The following is a 15173-nucleotide window of genomic DNA, read 5'->3' as shown; positions in this document are numbered from 1 at the left end:
TGCTCCTAGGCCAGGATACCCCGGACGACATGCGCCTCTTCCACCCCGGTGAGCTTCTGGTCGAGCCCCCTGAATTTGTAGGTGAGGCGTTCGTGGTCGATGCCGAGGCAGTGGAGGATCGTGGCGTTCAGGTCGCGGATATGGACCGGGTTGTCGAGGATGTTGTAGGCGAAGTCGTCGGTGACGCCGTATTCCATGCCGGGCTGGATGCCGCCCCCGGCCATCCAGACGCTGAAGCAGCGCCCATGGTGGTCGCGGCCCGAGTTCTGGTTGCCGAGGGTACCCTGGCTGTAGATGGTCCGCCCGAACTCGCCGCCCCAGACGACGAGCGTCTCATCGAGCAGGCCGCGCTGTTTGAGGTCCTTGACGAGCGCCGCCGAGGCCTGGTCGACGTCGCGGCACTGCGCCGGGAGCTGTTTCTGGATGGCGATGTGCTGGTCCCAGCCGCGGTGGAAGAGCTGGACGAAGCGGACGCCGCGTTCGATGAGCCGGCGCGCGAGCAGGCAGTTCGCCGCGTAACTGCCGGGTTTTCGGGCCTCCGGCCCGTAGAGGTCGAACGTCGACTCGGGTTCGTCCGACAGGTCGGTGAGATCGGGCACGGAGGTCTGCATCCGATAGGCCATCTCGTAGGCGTTGATCCGCGCGTGGATCTCGGGGTCGCCGACGTCGTCCGCGTGGTGCTGGTTGAGTTCGGCGAGGTCGTCGAGCAGGCGCCGGCGCTGCGTCGCGCTCACGCCGCCCGGGTTCTGGAGGTAGAGGACGGGATTGGCTCCTGGCCGCAAGAGCACGCCCTGATGGCTCGACGGGAGGTAGCCGTTGCCCCAGAGGCGATGGTAGATCGGCTGGCCGGGGTTTTTGCCGGTGCCCTGGGAGAGCAGCACGATATACGCCGGCAGGTTCTGGTTGATATTCCCGAGCCCGTAACTCAGCCACGCGCCGAGGCTGGCGTGGCCGATCTGCTGGTTGCCGGTGTTGATGAACGTGATGGCGGGGTCGTGGTTGATCGCCTCGGTGTACATCGACTTCACGATGCAGATCTCGTCCGCGATCGTCTGGGTGTGGGGCAGGAGATCGCTGATCCAGGTCCGGTGCCTTCCGCTGGCCGTCATGTTCCACATCGGGGAGACGACCGGGTAGGCGCTCTGTCCGGAGGTCATGCCGGTGAGCCGCTGGTCGCCCCGGATGGACGCCGGCAATTCCTTCGCGTGCAGGTCGCGCATGACGGGCTTGTAGTCGAACAGGTCGACGTGCGACGGGCCGCCCGACTGGAACAGGTAGATCACCTGCTTGGCCCGCGGCGCGAAGTGCGGCGCCTGGAGCGCGGGGCCGGCGCCGGGCAATCCGAGGGCATCCGCCGCGCCCATCAATTCGGGAAACAACATCGCCCCGAGCGCCATCCGGCCGAGCCCCTGCGCGGCGCGCCCGAGGAAAGCGCGGCGGGAGTGCAGGTTTTCAAACGTGGAGAGGAGCGGATTGTCCATAGCGGGTTCGTTCAATGGGCGAGGTTGAAAGTACGGAAGCGCGCGCAGCACGTCTTTGAAGTCGGAACAGGAATCCGTGCGGCTACCCTTTCGTCACCGTTTCGCTGAGGTTCAGGATCAGGCTGGCGACGGTGGTCCAGGCGGCGTGTTCGGGGGCGTCGAGGGCCCTGTCGCGCGGCGATTCCCCGATGCTCAGCAAGGCTTCGGCATCGGCGGGTGCGTTGCGGTAGGCGGCGAGTTCTTCCTCGAAACGGTGTTTCAGGATGGCGAGCTCCTCGCGGTTGGGCAGCCGGCTGGTGGCCATCTCGAAGGCGAGGGCGAGGCGGGCATCGACATCGCCCGGCGCCAGGGCGATCCGCTGGCCGAAGGCGCGGCTGGCCTCCACGAACTGCGGGTCGTTGAGCAGGACCAGCGCCTGGAGCGGCGTGTTCGTTACCTCGCGGGTGACCGTGCACATCTCCCGGTTGGGCGCGTCGAACGTGACCATCGAGGGCGGGGGCAACGTCCGCTTCCAGTACGTGTACATGCTGCGGCGATAGAGTTTTTCGCCATGATCCTGGACGAATACTTGCGCCGTTGCCGGCGAGCTGCCGTAGTGGCTCACCTCCTTCCACAGGCCGGCGGGCTGGTACGGCTTGACGCTCGGTCCGCCGATCTGCCCGTTCATCAATCCCCCCAGCATGAGGGCGGTATCCCGAATGAATTCGGCCTGGAGCCGGAAGCGCGGCCCGCGGGCGAGGAGTCGGTTCTCCGGATCGCGCCGGCGCGCCGCCTCGCTCACGCCGGAATCCTGCCGGTAGGCGTCGGACGTCACGATCTGGCGGACGAGGTTCTTGACATCCCACCCGGAATCGACAAACGACACCGCGAGCCAGTCCAGCAACTCGGGATGGGTGGGCAGCGCGCCCTGGGAGCCGAAGTCCGCCGCCGTCGCGACGATGCCGCGACCAAAAAACAGTTGCCAGAACCGGTTCACGGCGACGCGCGCCGTGAGCGGGTGGTCGGGCTGGAGGAGCCATTCGGCCAGGCCGAGCCGGCCGGGAGGGCCTTCTTCCAGCCCGGGCAGAAACGCCGGCGTGCCGGGCTCAACGGCGTCCTGCGGCTGGTCGTATTGCCCGCGGTTGAGGATAAACGTCTCCCGGGGCGTGGCCGCCGTGTTCATGACCATCGTCGGCTGCGGGTGCTCCAGTGCGTCGATGCGCTGCGCGGCATTCTGCATGGCATACCGGTGCAGGCCGGCCTGCGGCGCCTCCGCATAGAAGTAGGCGCGAAGCTGCGACTGCTGCTCGGCGGTGCGCTCCGCGGGCGCTGTTGCGAGGAGGGTCTGTATGCCGGCGGGCAGGTTCGTATCGTCGTCAACGCCCGTGATGGCGAAGATCCGGAAGCGGCCGGCGATCAGGTTGCTGCCGATCCCGAAGTTGAGCATCGCCGTGAGATACGGCGTCGCGCCGGCGTCGACGGGCTGCTGGAACCTGACCGTCAGATGCTGGGCGGTGCGGTTGGCCGGGTTGGGGGACCAGCCGTTCAGCGGCTCTTCGTCGAGCACCCACTTCGCGGGGAAGTCGGGGTGCGCGAAGCTCGCGGTGGCCGACCGCAGCGGGATGGTCCGGTAGAGGTCGACTTGGTCGGACGGCAACTCGCCGTTGCTGACGGTGAGGGACGAGACCACGAGCGAACCCTGCATGTCGTCCCGCCGGCCGTGCCCGATGTAGCCTCGGGTGACGGCATCCGGGTAAAACACGACGCGGAGCCCGGTGATCGGCTCGGCGGTGTCGGCGCGAAGCGACACGTTGTAGGCTGCCATGCCGCCGGGTTGATCGATCAGCAGCGAGCTGTCGGGCAGGATGCTGCCGGTATTGCCCGAGTTGGGGGTGGTGATTTTGATGGGCTCCAGGGGGATAAGCCCGAACCCGCGTCCCCGCTCGGCGAGATGCCGGCGCTCGTCGTCTTCCCACGCCGGCTGGGCGGGGTGGTCTGTCGCTTCGAGGGCATGCAGACTGTCCAGCGTGACGCGGAGCCGTTCGATCTCCCGGGTGTCGACGAGCGGCGTCGAGGCCATGATCGTCGGGCGCGCGTTGACGCCGCTGTTGCCATCGAGCCCCTGGTCGTCGAGGGTGTTGAAGTAGGCGAAGAGCCGGTAGTAGTCGCGCTGCGAAATCGGGTCGTACTTGTGGTCGTGGCACTGGGCGCAGGCGACGGTGAGGCCCAGGAAGACCTCGCCGGTGGTCTTGACGCGATCCACCACGTAGTTGGTGAGGTTTTCCTCCGGAATCGTGCCGCCCTCGTGGGTGATCATGTGGTTCCGGTTGAAGCCGGTGGCGATCAGCTGGGCCTCGGTGGCTTCGGGCAGCAGGTCGCCGGCGAGCTGCTGGCGCACGAAGTCGTCGAACGGCAGGTTGTCGTTGAAGGATTTGATCACCCAGTCGCGCCAGACCCACATGTGCCGGCCCCCGTCGATCGAGTAGCCGTTGGTGTCGGCATACCGGGCGAGGTCGAGCCAGTGGACCGCCATGCGTTCGCCGAAGCGGGGGGACGCGAGCAGCCGGTCGACGAGGCGCTCGTAGGCGTCGGGGCGGGTGTCGGCGAGGAAATCGTGCACGGCCTCGGGGGTCGGCGGCAGGCCGGTGAGGTCGTAGGAGAGCCGGCGGATCAGCGTGCGCGGGTCCGCCTCGGGGGCCGGTTTCAGGCCCTCCCGGTCGAGCCGGGCGCGGACGAAGGCGTCGATCGGGTTGGCCGGCGCGACGCCTGCCACGGCCGGCGGCTCCGGCTTGACGGGCGGGATGAACGCCCAGTGCGGTTTGTAGACGGCGCCCTGCGCGATCCAGGCGCGGATGGTTTCGATCTGGACGGGGGTGAGTTCGTAGTGCGAGTCGGCCGGCGGCATCCGCTCCTCGGGATCGGCGGCCGTGAGGCGAAACATCACCTGGCTGCCGGCGGGGTCGCCCGGGACGATGGCGAAGCCGCTGTCGCGCGGGGCATAGGCGCCCTCGGGCGTATCGAGGCGCAGGTCGGCCTCGCGGCTGCCGGCGTCGGGGCCGTGGCACGTGTAGCAGTTCTGCGAGAGGATCGGGCGGATGTGAAAGTTGAAGTCGATCTCCCCCAGCGCGGCGACCTGCTCCGCCGGCGTGGGGTCATCGGGACGCAGGCAGCCAGCGGTGAGCAGCAGGACGAGAATAACGAAAGGACGGAGCGTGGACATGTCGATAGGCGCGTGAAGTCTACCTGAAGGAACGAAACCCGCCGTGCTTTGACAATGCCCCCCTGTCATCCAGGGCCAATGCGCCAGTTGTGCGGTTAGGAGGTAGGGTCATGAAGGAAGGGTCATGAGGGGGCGGTCATGAAGGAGGGTCATGAGTAAGCGGTCATGAGGGCTGGGTCATGAAGGGCCGGTCATGCGCGGTCGCGGTTTCGGGGTGGGGGGGCGATGGACTGGGCGGGATCGGCGGCCGGCACGTCGAGCGGTGTGTGCGTCGCGCCGGCGGGCGCGGTCTCCGGCCGGGACGATGCGACGAGCTGCTCGATGCGGCGGATGAGCTTTTGCGCGGCGCGTTCCTTCCGGCCCAGGAACGTCGTGAAGATGAACCGGATGAGGAAATACAGCGTGGTCGCGACGGCGATGAAGACGCTTGCCATAGCCGGCCAGGTCAGACCCGAACCCATGGCGATGATGGCGCCCTGCAACGAAAGGCCCAGCATGAGCGGACCGAGGGCGACGAGGGCGCGTCGCCGGTAGTTGCCCCGAATCCGGATTTTGGTCTGTCCGTCCCGCGGCGTAAGCGAAACCTGCAGCTGGGACATCTTGCGGCCCGTGTAGGTCCACTCCATCATGCGGCCGACCTGCCCCGAACTGCCTACGACGCCGAACGCGTCGCTGATGGCCGAGGCGATCTCCGGCCACTCCTCCTCGGTGATCTCGCCCTGCACGACGCGCTCGATCTCGAGGGTGGTCGGAAAACCCGGCCACGAAAAACCCCCGGTCTCGATGCCGCTGCGCTCCAACTCGGCCGCGGCCGACGCCACATCGTCTGCCGAAATCCCGACTTCGGCCGCGATCTGCTGCAGCTCAGCGAGCGTCAGGCCCTGTGTCTCGGCGGCTCCTTTTTCGGCGTGCATTTCACCGGAGCGCTTCAGGATGGCGCTGATTTCCTTTTCGGTATAGAGGCGCTCGTTGGACATGGGCGTGTTCGGGTTTGCGGGATGGGTCAAGATACGACGTCCCGTCGTTCCCGTTGCGTGCCCACGCGCCGGGGGCAGCGGTGCAGGGTTACGGTTTCCCGGCGGTCGGGTGGCGCAGGTACCATTGCCGGCGACCCTCGTCGAATTTTTCGATGGCGTAGCGGAGCATGGTCCGGGGCATACGCCGGACGTGTTTATCGAGGAAGGCCTCCTCGGCGTCGACGGACCGGTTGCCGATCTCCCGCAGCATCCAGCCTACGGCCTTGTGGATGAGGTCTTCGGGGTCTTCGACGAGGGTCTCGGCGATGCGGAGCGCGTCGCTGAAATCGCCCTGCCGGATGAAATGCGCGGTCGCGATCATGGCGATGCGGCGTTCCCACAGGCTCTTCGAGGCGGCCAGCCGGTCCAGCACGTCGCGCTCGCCCGTCGCTTCGATCTGCGGCCCGACGATGAGGTGCGCCGAGCTGTCGACGAGGTCCCAGTTGTTGACCCTCGCCGTATGGCGGAGGTAGGCGTCATAAACGCGCGTTCGGGTGGCCGGGTCGCCGCGCTTGTACTGGTCGACGAGGATGAACAGGGCGACGAGCCGGTCCTCGTGGTAGGGGGATTGGAGCAGCGCGATCGTTTCCTCGAAGGGCAGCAAGCGGAATCGCCGGGCGACCTCGCGCTGCTTCGGGACGCGGATGCCCCGGAAGAGGTCGCCGGCGCCGTATTCTCCGGGGGCGGTCTTGAAGAACCGCTGCGAATGGGCGGCGATGTCGGGGTTCGCGAGGGATTCCAGGACCTGACGTACGACGTCTGCATGCATGGGGGCTGCCGGTTTTCCTGTGGATAGGTCAGTCGCGCTATACGCAAACGTCTTCATGTATCTCACGTTTCTTGCCCTCCATAACCTGACCCGGTGGATCGCGCTGCTGGCGATGCTCTAGGCAACCCTGCGCATGTCGAACGGGTGGCTTCGCCGGCAACGACCTCCCCGGGCCCAATCTGTATACCTGCCGGCATCTGCATCCCCACGCCTCAAGGGCCGTAGGGAATGCCGTCCCTTACCCATCGCTCTCCAACGGCTACTCCCATGAATCGACGTTCATTCGTATCGCTATGCGCGCTTCCCGCCATCTGTCCGAACGGATTCGTCCGTCAGCGTAAGGGTGCCTTACCGCCCATCCGTCCGCCTTCGGAGGATTTTCAGCGGCAGATCCCGCGGCTCATGGAAATCGCCGGCGTGCCCGGTATCGGTCTGGCTCTCGTGCAGGGCGATGAGATCGCGTGGCAGTATCGACACGGCTTCGCGGATCGACGCCGATCGCTGCCTGTCGGAGACCAGACACTCTGGGCCGCTGCCTCTCTCGGCAAGCCGGTGTTCGCGTTTGCCGCCCTGCATCTCGTGGACGAGGGGCTGCTCGACCTCGATCGTCCCTTAAAATCATATGTGCCGGATCATTTTCCGGACGATCCCCGGGCCGACCGCATCACCGCGCGGCATGCGCTGAGCCATTCCTCCGGGCTGCGGAACTGGTACCGGAACGCCGGCGACCCGCTCGAGCTCGCCTTCGAGCCAGGGTCGGCGTTCAGCTATTCGGGCGAGGGGTACTATTATCTCCAGCGCGCCATCGAGCACATCACAGGTCATGGTCTCGACCGGTTCATGCGGGATCGGCTATTCACTCCGCTCGGCATGGACTCGTCGGCCTATGGCTGGCGCCCGGACTGGGCCGAGCGGTTGGTTGCCGGGCACGGTAGCCGTTCGGCGTACGATGTATTCTGGAAGACCCTTGCCGAAAAGCTGCAACGTGATGCCGACGCCAATAATCGCATGCTGGCCGACTATACCAACGAGGACGTTCGCGAGGCCATGGCGCGTGTCGCCCCCGAATCGTCGACGCTCCCGCAATCCATCATTCCGAACGCGGCGTACAGCCTTGTCACCACGCCGGTAGATTTCGCGACGTATCTGGTCGCCTTGCTGGGCGGAGACGTATCCGGCGTCGGTCTGAAACCCGAAACAAGACAACTCGCGATGACGCCAGCCGTTCACATCAACAGCGCGCTGGGGTGGGGCCTTGGGTTGGGCACGGAGGCATCGGAAACGGAAGATGCAGCGGCGGCCGGCGATCACTACCTCTGGCAATGGGGTGATAACGGCAGCTGGAAAAACTTTGTGCTCGCGCATCCGGCGAGTCGCACCGGGATCGTCATTTTCACAAACGGCGATACGGGCCTCAATCTGTGCCGGCGCATCATTCGTGCGTCAACCGGGGTCGATCACGCGGCCTTTCTCTGGTTGTGATCCGTCGACCACCGCGTCATCGGCGCGCTTCCACTCCGTGGTGAGGATGCCGTAGACGACGTGGTTCACGAAGCGATCGGTGATCCAGTGGGAGTCCCGCCGGATCCCCTCGGCGAGGAGGCCGCATCGTTCTGCGACGGCACGGCTGCCCGTGTTGTCGACGCCGCACTGCATTTCGATCCGATGCAGTCGTTCCGCCTCGAATAGATGTGCGATGACGGCGCGGGCCGCGCGGGTAGCGAGGCCCTTTCCCTGGGATGACGCCCCGAGCCAGTAACCCACTTCGGCGTTCCTGTTTTCGCGGTGGATGTACCAGCAGACCACCCCGCCGGCCAATACGCCGTTGTCCCAGATCCCCAGATGAAAACCGTCACGGATGGCCTCCTTCTCCTCGAAACGGGTGATCAGCGCCTGCACGTCCGAGAGCGTCTGCACCGACGACGACCAGCGCAGCCAGCGGTCCAGGTGCGCGCGGTTTGCCGTGATAAGTGCGTGGACGGCCGGCGCGTCGGACGTGCATAACGAGCGCGCTTCAATGTCTTCGCCCAGGGTAAATCGCGTCATATGGTTTTGTCGGGGCTGGCCCTGATGCGTTAAGGCCAGAATGCCTGCAAATCGTTCCTCAGGTCGATGCTGGAAGAGAGGACGGGCTCCCGCCGGCCATCGTACAGCACGACGTACCACGCCGCTTCGATGCTGGCCCAGTCGTAGGTGCGGGGCATGCCGTCGACCATGAAGCGCAGGTCCTGCCGGTAGACCGATCGGTGCGCGATGTGGAGGCTGTCGAGGAGCTGCACGGCCTCCGCCCGATACCACATGGCGTCGTCGGCGGCGACATAGAAGGCCTCCTCGCCCATCTCGCGTTTCAAGCGCTCGATCCCGGAGGAGTCCGGCTCGATAAACAATACGATTTTTTCAGCTATGACCTCCAAGGATGCCGGCTGAGCCAGTCCGGAGGCCGCAGGCAAGATGCCGGCGATCAGGAGAAGGATGTGCTTACCCACAGACCTCGCTCATCCTCGGGTAATAAAGACATGTGTCGCGGCGGGGGAGGCCACGTGCCGTACGCCGGTGTAGCCCAGTTCCGGCAGGTTGATCCCCTCGAACAGGCGTTCACCGGCTCCGAGCAGGACGGGGGAGATCGCGATATGCATCGTGTCGATCAGGCCCTTCCGGAGGTATTGCTGGATCGTCTGCACGCCGCCGCCGATGCGCACGTCCCTGTCGCCGGCGGCATCCCGGGCGCGTTCGAGCGCGGCCTCGGGGCCGTCGGTGATGAAATAAAACGTCGTGCCGCCCTCCATCTCGAGGGGCCGTCGCGGATGATGGGTGAGCACGAAGATCGGAACGTGGTAGACGGGATTTTCGCCCCACCATCCGCGCCAGGATTCGTCGGGCCACGGGCCGCGGACGGGGCCGAACATGTTGCGCCCCAGGATCCACGCCCCGATGTTTTCGAAGCCGCGCACCGCGATGTCGTCATCCAACCCGGTTTCACCCCCGTTCTGCCCGAACACGCGCTCCTGGAACGTCCGCGTGGCCGCGGCCCAGCCGTGCAGGGCGCCGCCGCCGACGCCCAGCGGGTTTTCGAGGCTCTGATGCGGGCCGGCGCCGAAGCCGTCGAGGGAGATGGAAAAGCTTTCTACGCGAACGGTAGGCATGATGCAACAGGCTTGGGTTCCAGGGGATGATGCGGCAAAGGTGACAGCGGCCTAAAGTCCTGCCGCCGCCGGCTCGTCGAGCCACCAGATCACCTCGCCGCCGTCCGGCTGCACGCGGCCCGCGGGGCACTCCGCGACGCCGCCGGGTTTGCCGAAAACGCAGGCGAGCGCCGGGGCCTTGTCGGCGCCGGCGACGAGGAAAAATACGGCGCGCGCCCGATTCAGGACCGGGAAGGTGAGCGTGATCCGCTGGTGCGGGGCGACGGGCGCCGGGGCGGCGACGACGCTGCGCTCGGTTTCGCCCAGGGCAGGCGAGCCGGGAAACAGGGAGGCAGTGTGGCCGTCGTCGCCGAGGCCGAGGAGGACGAGGTCGAGCCGGCCCTCGTCGGGGGCGAGGAGGGCGTCGATGCGGCGCGCATAGGCTTCGGCGTCGGCATCGGGGGCGCCGGCGACGGGGGTCGGGTAGATGTGATCGGGGAGCAGCGGGACGCGGTCCAGCATCGCCTCGCGGGCCATCCGGAAGTTGCTCTTCGGGTCGTCGTGCGGCACGTGGCGCTCGTCGCCCCAGACGAGGTGCAGGCGTTCCCACGGGACGTCGTCTCGCAGTTCGGTGGCGAGGATTTCGTAGAGGCGTCGCGGCGTGCTGCCGCCGGCGAGGGCGATCGTGCATCGGCCGCGCTCGGCCACGCAGGCACGCGCCCGCTCGGCGACCGCTTCGGCGGCGCGCCGGCTCAGGGTTTCCTTGTCGGGGGAGATGTGGATGGGCATCGGGCTGCTAACCTGCGGCGGTGGCTCCACCCCATCCGGATATCGGGATACGATATCCGGATTCGCCCCTCCTCAAGACGAGGAGGGGCCGGGTACTTGTCGTCGCCTCGTTATTGTTTTTCTACACCGGCGTGGCGCGACTGCAACGATACGATGCATGCAACCCAGTCGTCAAGGCATTAAGCATGCAGGTGGAGATCCTGGAACGTGGAACCTGAAACCTGGAACGAGCGCCGGCTCGCCGGCGCTCACCCCGTCACCCAGCGATGTCCGTATTCCGCGAGCAGCTGGTGCGCCTCCTGTGGGCCCCAGTCGCCGCTTTCGTACGGATAGCGTGGGATCGGCAGCTCGATCAGCGGCTCATAAAGCCGCCAGGCCGCTTCCACCTCGTCGGCGCGGACGAACAGGGTCTGGTCGTTCGTGATGACGTCGTGCAACAGGGTCTCGTAGCCGTCGGGCAGGGGGCCGAATTTCTCCGAGTAGCGGAACTTGAGCGCCTGCCGCTGGAGGTTCATGCCCTGACCGGGCTGCTTGACATCGAAGTAGAGCACGAAGCCCTCGTCCGGCTGCAGCGTCATGACCAGCGTGTTCGAGTGCAGATGGCACCCTTCAAACGTCTGGAACAGCGACACGGGCGGCATCTTGAAGTTGACGATGATCTGCGTCACGCGTTTGCGGAGCCGCTTGCCCGTGCGGAGATAAAACGGGACGCCTTCCCAGCGCCAGTTGTCGATGTGGAGCCGGAGGCCGACGAACGTCTCGGTCTTGGATCCTTTGGCCACGCCGTCTTCCTCGAGGTAGCCGAGGGTCGAGTGGCCGTTGTTCTGGGTGTGGTCGTACTGCCCGAAGATGACGTCGCGCGCGCGGATCGACTTGATCGAGCGGAGCACCTTGACCTTCTCATCGCGGATGGCGTCGGCCTCGAAGGCCGCCGGCGCCTCCATGGCGGTCAGCGTCAGCAGCTGCGTGAGGTGGTTCTGGACCATATCCCGCAGGGCGCCCGACTGGTCGTAGTAGCCGGCGCGCGTCCCGACCCCGAGGTCTTCCGACACGGTGATCTGCACGTTCTCCACGCGGTCGCGATTCCAGACGGATTCGAACATCGGGTTCGAAAACCGGAAGGCGAGCAGGTTCTGCACCGTTTCCTTGCCGAGGTAGTGGTCGATGCGGTAGACCTGCGTCTCCTTGAAGTGCGCATGCACGGTCGCGTTGAGCGCCTGGGCCGACTCGAAGTCGTGTCCGAACGGCTTCTCGATCACGAGGCGCGTCCAGCCGGCGCTCTCGTTCAGGCCGGCTTCGCCGAGCCCGATGATCGTCGACGGGAACGCGGACGGGCCGAGCGCCAGGTAAAAGACGCGGTTTCCGGGTAGGCCATGCCGCTGCTCGACTTCCTCGATCCGCTTGCCGAGCGCCGCGAAATCCTCGGCCGTCCCTTTCTGGATGCTCTGGAAATGCAGGCAATCCTCACACCATTTGCTGACGTACTCGTCCTGCATCCCCAGGAATTCATGCAACGCCGAAGCCGCGAACTCGCGATAGGAGGCGTCGTCGTGGTCGTTGCTTCGGGCCACGCCGAGGATCTGGAATCGATCGCCCAGCTGGTAATTGCCCGCCAGCTGGAACAGGGCCGGCAACAGCTTCCGGCGCATCAGGTCGCCCGTGCCGCCGAAGACGATAAAAAGATGAGGTTCCGCGTGTGCTCCGTTCATGGGAGAGGTGAATCTATGTGAAGAATGTCGGGGCTGAACATGTAACGAGCGGATTTTGTCCGCGGTCGGGCAAGAGGTCATGAGCAGCCGTTGTCCGCGGTCAGGATATGGGTCATGAGCGGCCGTTGTCCGCAGTCAGGCAAAATGTCCTGACCGAGTGCGCAGCACGCTCATCCCCGCCGCAGGCTCCTGACCGCGTTCATAGCACGCTCATCCCCGCCTCAGGCTCCTGACCGCGCGCATAGCACGCTCATCCCCGCCGCAGGCTCCTGACCGCGTGCGCAGCACGCTCATGACCTTACCCTTCAGACTGCCTTCTTGATGCTATGCCCGCCGAACTTATTCCGCATGGCGGAGAGAAGTTTTTCGGTGAAGCCTTCTTCCTCGCGCGAGCGGAGGCGCTGCAGGAGGGCGAGGGTCATGATCGGGGCGGACAGGTCCTGGTCGATCGCTTCGAACACGGTCCAGCGGCCCTCGCCGGAGTCGGTGACGTAGGGCGCGATGTCGTCGAGTTCGGGATTTTCCTCGAGGGCCTCGGCCGTGAGGTCGAGGAGCCAGGAGCGGACGACGCTGCCGTGCTGCCAGATTTTGGCGATCTGGGCGAGGTCGAGCCCGTAGTCGGTGCGCTTGCGCATGAGGGCGAAGCCTTCGGCGAAGGCGGCCATCATGCCGTATTCGATGCCGTTATGGACCATCTTGACGAAGTGCCCGGCCCCGATCGGTCCGACGTGGCCCCAGCCTTTGTCGGCCGCCGGCGCGAGCGATTCGAGGGCCGGCCGGAGCAGGGCGACGGCCGCTTCGCTGCCGCCGACCATCATGCTGTAGCCTTCCTTCAGCCCCCAGACCCCGCCGCTCGTCCCGACATCGACGAAGTGCAGCCCGCGCGCCTCGACGGCTTCGCCGAGCTGCATCGTGCCCTTGAAATTGCTGTTCCCGCCGTCGACGATGAGGTCGCCGGGCGAGAGCCGTTCGGCGAGGGCTTCCACCGTGCTCTCCGTCGCTTTTCCGGCAGGCACCATCACCCATACGACGCGCGGGGCGCTCATCCGGGCGACCACTTCGTCGAGCGTGCGGGCGCCGACGGCGCCGGCGGCTTCGGCTTTGCGGACAGCGTCTTCGTTGAGGTCGAAGGCGACGACATTGTGGCCGTCGTTCAAGAGGCGCACCGTCATATTGGCGCCCATCTTGCCCAGGCCGATCATGGCAATTTGCATGGTTTTTTTGGTGACTTCCATAGGTCTATCGGGGAACGGATTGATGATCATCGTGATGCCGGCCCGCATCGAACACGAGGTGGTCGACGAGGCCGGTGAGAAGCAAGGGGTCGTGTATGAGTTGCTCTGGAGGGAGCAGGTCGGCCTGGATCAGCCGCTCCTTGGTGAAGGGCGTACTGACGGCGACAACAGTCATGCCGGCAGCGATGCCGGCTTCGACGCCGGCGACGGAATCTTCGATGACAAGGCAATGCTCGGGGGGCCGATTCATGTGCCTTGCAACGTGAATATAGATTTCTGGATCCGGCTTGCCGCGTTCGACGTCCTCGCGGGTCGCGATCACATCGAACGCGTCGAACAGGCCCAGCGTCTCGAGGATGCGATGCGTCTGCTCGCGATGCGACATCGTGGCGAGCCCCGTGGCCAGTCCTTTTTCGACCGCACGCCGGAGCACGGCGAGCGTGTGCGGGAAGACGTTGTCGGGGATGATTCGCGGATCCGCCAGGATCTCGTCGTAGATCCGAAGCCGGATCGTGAGGTAGGCGTCCAGCGGCGATGCCACGCCGAGTTCGCCCATGGCGCGCTGCGCGCCGGCTTCCAGCTGGAACCGCCGCATGAGCGCCTCGCCCACCTCGTGCCGGGAGCGCCCGACGACGTCCTCGAAGGCGTCGAAGAACACCTGCTCGTCGATCGGCGTCGCGGAAAGGGTTTGCGCGGCGCGGGCATAGGACTGCGCCTTGAGCCGCTCGGTGTTGACGAGCGTCCCGTCGAGGTCGAAGATGACGGCGGAGAGTTGAGCCATGCGCCTGACGCTCGGCGCGTCGGAGCCAGGGTGAACGCAGGACGATCGCCGGCCTCCCGCGGCTACGGCACGCGAAGGCCTGGCAAAACGCCACGAAAAGGTATCGAGTATAGGTTCGACGGGGGGACGGGAAACTAAAGGGTCGGGGAGGGCGGGGGTTCCGGCGTGCGAGAGATTGCAGCTTTGCGGCCGATGCGCCATATTTACCTTCTCGTTATCAACCAGCTCCTACGATCATGACGCGTTCGGTTTCTACTCTGTGCTGCCTGGTGCTGCTCTGCGCCGGCCTGTTCGTCCCCGCGGCGGTGCGGGCTCAGGAGGTCCCCGACCTCAGTGCCTGGGAGGTTCACGACCTCAACCGCCCCCAGCCGCCCATCGTGCAGACCGGCCCCGGTCTCGCCGCCCCGATCAAGCCGCCGGCGGACGCGGTCGTGCTGTTCGACGGCAAGAGCCTCGACGGGTGGAAGAGCCAGAAGGACGGCAGCACGGCGCCGTGGAAGGTGGAAAACGGGTATTTTGAAGTCGCCCCCAAAACCGGCGGCATCGAGACACGCCAGGGTTTCGGCGACGTGCAGCTGCATGTCGAGTGGGCCAGCCCGAACCCGCCCCGCGGCGAAGGGCAGGACAACGGCAACAGCGGCATCTTTCTGATGAACCGCTACGAGGTGCAGGTGCTGAATTCGTACGGCAACAAGACCTATCCGGACGGGCAGGCGTCGGCGATCTACGGGCAGTATCCGCCGCTCGTGAACGCCTCGCGCGGACCCGGCGAATGGCAGGCGTACGATATCATCTTCCATCGTCCCCGTTTTAACGCCGACGGGACGCTGGCGTCGCCGGCGCGGGCGACGGTCTTTCACAACGGCGTACTCGTGCAGGATAACGTCGTGCTGACGGGTCCGACCGGGCACCACGTCCGTCCGCCCTATGCGATGCACGGGGACCGGGAGCCGATCTCGCTGCAGGATCACGACCATCCCGTCCGATTCCGGAATATCTGGCTGCGGGAACTGGAGTGACGCCGTCGGGCGTCCAAACGATCCATGCGCCACCCTCGAACGGGTGATGGCGC

The 15173-nt window shown here is 66.0% G+C and carries 13 protein-coding genes; 2 read left to right on the top strand and 11 right to left on the bottom strand.

The genetic code is table 11. The features are described from left to right. Positions 1–5: 5 nt before the first annotated feature. From R2834_18320 to R2834_18305, 4 genes are all read right to left on the bottom strand, one after another. Positions 6–1481, bottom strand: coding sequence for a DUF1501 domain-containing protein (locus tag R2834_18320; protein ID MEZ4702296.1), 1476 nt, complete (start codon positions 1479–1481; stop codon positions 6–8). Between the two features lie 82 nt (positions 1482–1563). After that, entirely contained in the window at positions 1564–4680 is a 3117-nt protein-coding gene (locus R2834_18315; protein MEZ4702295.1) for a PSD1 and planctomycete cytochrome C domain-containing protein, read from the bottom strand. Between the two features lie 191 nt (positions 4681–4871). Then, positions 4872–5657, bottom strand: coding sequence for a hypothetical protein (locus R2834_18310; GenBank protein ID MEZ4702294.1), 786 nt, complete (start codon positions 5655–5657; stop codon positions 4872–4874). 88 nt (positions 5658–5745) lie between these two features. Continuing rightward, positions 5746–6465 carry a DNA alkylation repair protein gene (locus tag R2834_18305; protein ID MEZ4702293.1) on the bottom strand — a complete coding sequence of 240 codons (720 nt, stop codon included), beginning with the start codon at positions 6463–6465 and terminating at the stop codon, positions 5746–5748. A gap of 267 nt (positions 6466–6732) precedes the next feature. Between R2834_18305 and R2834_18300 the strand changes: the two genes are divergently transcribed. Then, complete coding sequence (locus R2834_18300; protein ID MEZ4702292.1) at positions 6733–7947, top strand: serine hydrolase; 1215 nt, start codon at positions 6733–6735, stop codon at positions 7945–7947. Here the strand turns inward: R2834_18300 and R2834_18295 are convergent. From R2834_18295 to R2834_18265, 7 genes are all read right to left on the bottom strand, one after another. After that, positions 7909–8511: a GNAT family protein gene (locus tag R2834_18295; protein ID MEZ4702291.1), complete on the bottom strand. Its 603-nt coding sequence runs from the start codon at positions 8509–8511 to the stop codon at positions 7909–7911. The genes R2834_18300 and R2834_18295 overlap by 39 nt on opposite strands. Positions 8512–8540: 29 nt before the next feature. Continuing rightward, the gene (locus R2834_18290; GenBank protein MEZ4702290.1) at positions 8541–8879 is read right to left on the bottom strand and encodes a hypothetical protein; all 339 of its coding nucleotides are present in this window, start codon (positions 8877–8879) and stop codon (positions 8541–8543) included. An 81-nt stretch (positions 8880–8960) separates the two neighbouring features. Beyond that, positions 8961–9608 (bottom strand): dihydrofolate reductase family protein, encoded by a 648-nt coding sequence (locus R2834_18285; protein MEZ4702289.1) that lies wholly within the window; start codon positions 9606–9608, stop codon positions 8961–8963. Between the two features lie 51 nt (positions 9609–9659). Continuing rightward, a complete protein-coding gene (gene pgl / locus R2834_18280) occupies positions 9660–10376 on the bottom strand; it encodes a 6-phosphogluconolactonase (GenBank protein MEZ4702288.1) in 717 nt (238 codons plus the stop codon). Positions 10377–10624: 248 nt separating this feature from the next. Further along, a complete protein-coding gene (gene zwf / locus R2834_18275; protein MEZ4702287.1) occupies positions 10625–12085 on the bottom strand; it encodes a glucose-6-phosphate dehydrogenase in 1461 nt (486 codons plus the stop codon). Between the two features lie 305 nt (positions 12086–12390). Next, positions 12391–13299, bottom strand: coding sequence for a decarboxylating 6-phosphogluconate dehydrogenase (gene gnd / locus R2834_18270; protein MEZ4702286.1), 909 nt, complete (start codon positions 13297–13299; stop codon positions 12391–12393). A gap of 25 nt (positions 13300–13324) precedes the next feature. Continuing rightward, positions 13325–14101, bottom strand: coding sequence for an HAD family phosphatase (locus tag R2834_18265; protein ID MEZ4702285.1), 777 nt, complete (start codon positions 14099–14101; stop codon positions 13325–13327). A gap of 236 nt (positions 14102–14337) precedes the next feature. Here R2834_18265 and R2834_18260 point away from each other — a divergent pair, with 236 nt between their 5' ends. Further along, positions 14338–15120 (top strand): DUF1080 domain-containing protein, encoded by a 783-nt coding sequence (locus R2834_18260; protein ID MEZ4702284.1) that lies wholly within the window; start codon positions 14338–14340, stop codon positions 15118–15120. Positions 15121–15173: the final 53 nt, after the last annotated feature.

It is taken from the genome of Rhodothermales bacterium (assembly GCA_041391505.1).
Taxonomy (GTDB): domain Bacteria; phylum Bacteroidota; class Rhodothermia; order Rhodothermales; family JAHQVL01; genus JAWKNW01.
The sequence above is the reverse complement of the archived record's forward strand: the minus strand, read 5'-3'. Positions and strand labels throughout refer to the sequence as shown.

What these genes read in the sequence shown, in the direction of transcription:
- R2834_18315 (MEZ4702295.1), bottom strand. Translation starts at nt 4,680, where the DNA reads ATGTCCACGCTCCGTCCTTTCGTTATTCTCGTCCTGCTGCTCACCGCT.
- R2834_18310 (MEZ4702294.1), bottom strand. Translation starts at nt 5,657, where the DNA reads ATGTCCAACGAGCGCCTCTATACCGAAAAGGAAATCAGCGCCATCCTG.
- R2834_18305 (MEZ4702293.1), bottom strand. Translation starts at nt 6,465, where the DNA reads ATGCATGCAGACGTCGTACGTCAGGTCCTGGAATCCCTCGCGAACCCC.
- gnd (MEZ4702286.1), bottom strand. Translation starts at nt 13,299, where the DNA reads ATGCAAATTGCCATGATCGGCCTGGGCAAGATGGGCGCCAATATGACG.
- R2834_18285 (MEZ4702289.1), bottom strand. Translation starts at nt 9,608, where the DNA reads ATGCCTACCGTTCGCGTAGAAAGCTTTTCCATCTCCCTCGACGGCTTC.
- pgl (MEZ4702288.1), bottom strand. Translation starts at nt 10,376, where the DNA reads ATGCCCATCCACATCTCCCCCGACAAGGAAACCCTGAGCCGGCGCGCC.
- zwf (MEZ4702287.1), bottom strand. Translation starts at nt 12,085, where the DNA reads ATGAACGGAGCACACGCGGAACCTCATCTTTTTATCGTCTTCGGCGGC.
- R2834_18300 (MEZ4702292.1), top strand. Translation starts at nt 6,733, where the DNA reads ATGAATCGACGTTCATTCGTATCGCTATGCGCGCTTCCCGCCATCTGT.
- R2834_18260 (MEZ4702284.1), top strand. Translation starts at nt 14,338, where the DNA reads ATGACGCGTTCGGTTTCTACTCTGTGCTGCCTGGTGCTGCTCTGCGCC.
- R2834_18265 (MEZ4702285.1), bottom strand. Translation starts at nt 14,101, where the DNA reads ATGGCTCAACTCTCCGCCGTCATCTTCGACCTCGACGGGACGCTCGTC.
- R2834_18295 (MEZ4702291.1), bottom strand. Translation starts at nt 8,511, where the DNA reads ATGACGCGATTTACCCTGGGCGAAGACATTGAAGCGCGCTCGTTATGC.
- R2834_18320 (MEZ4702296.1), bottom strand. Translation starts at nt 1,481, where the DNA reads ATGGACAATCCGCTCCTCTCCACGTTTGAAAACCTGCACTCCCGCCGC.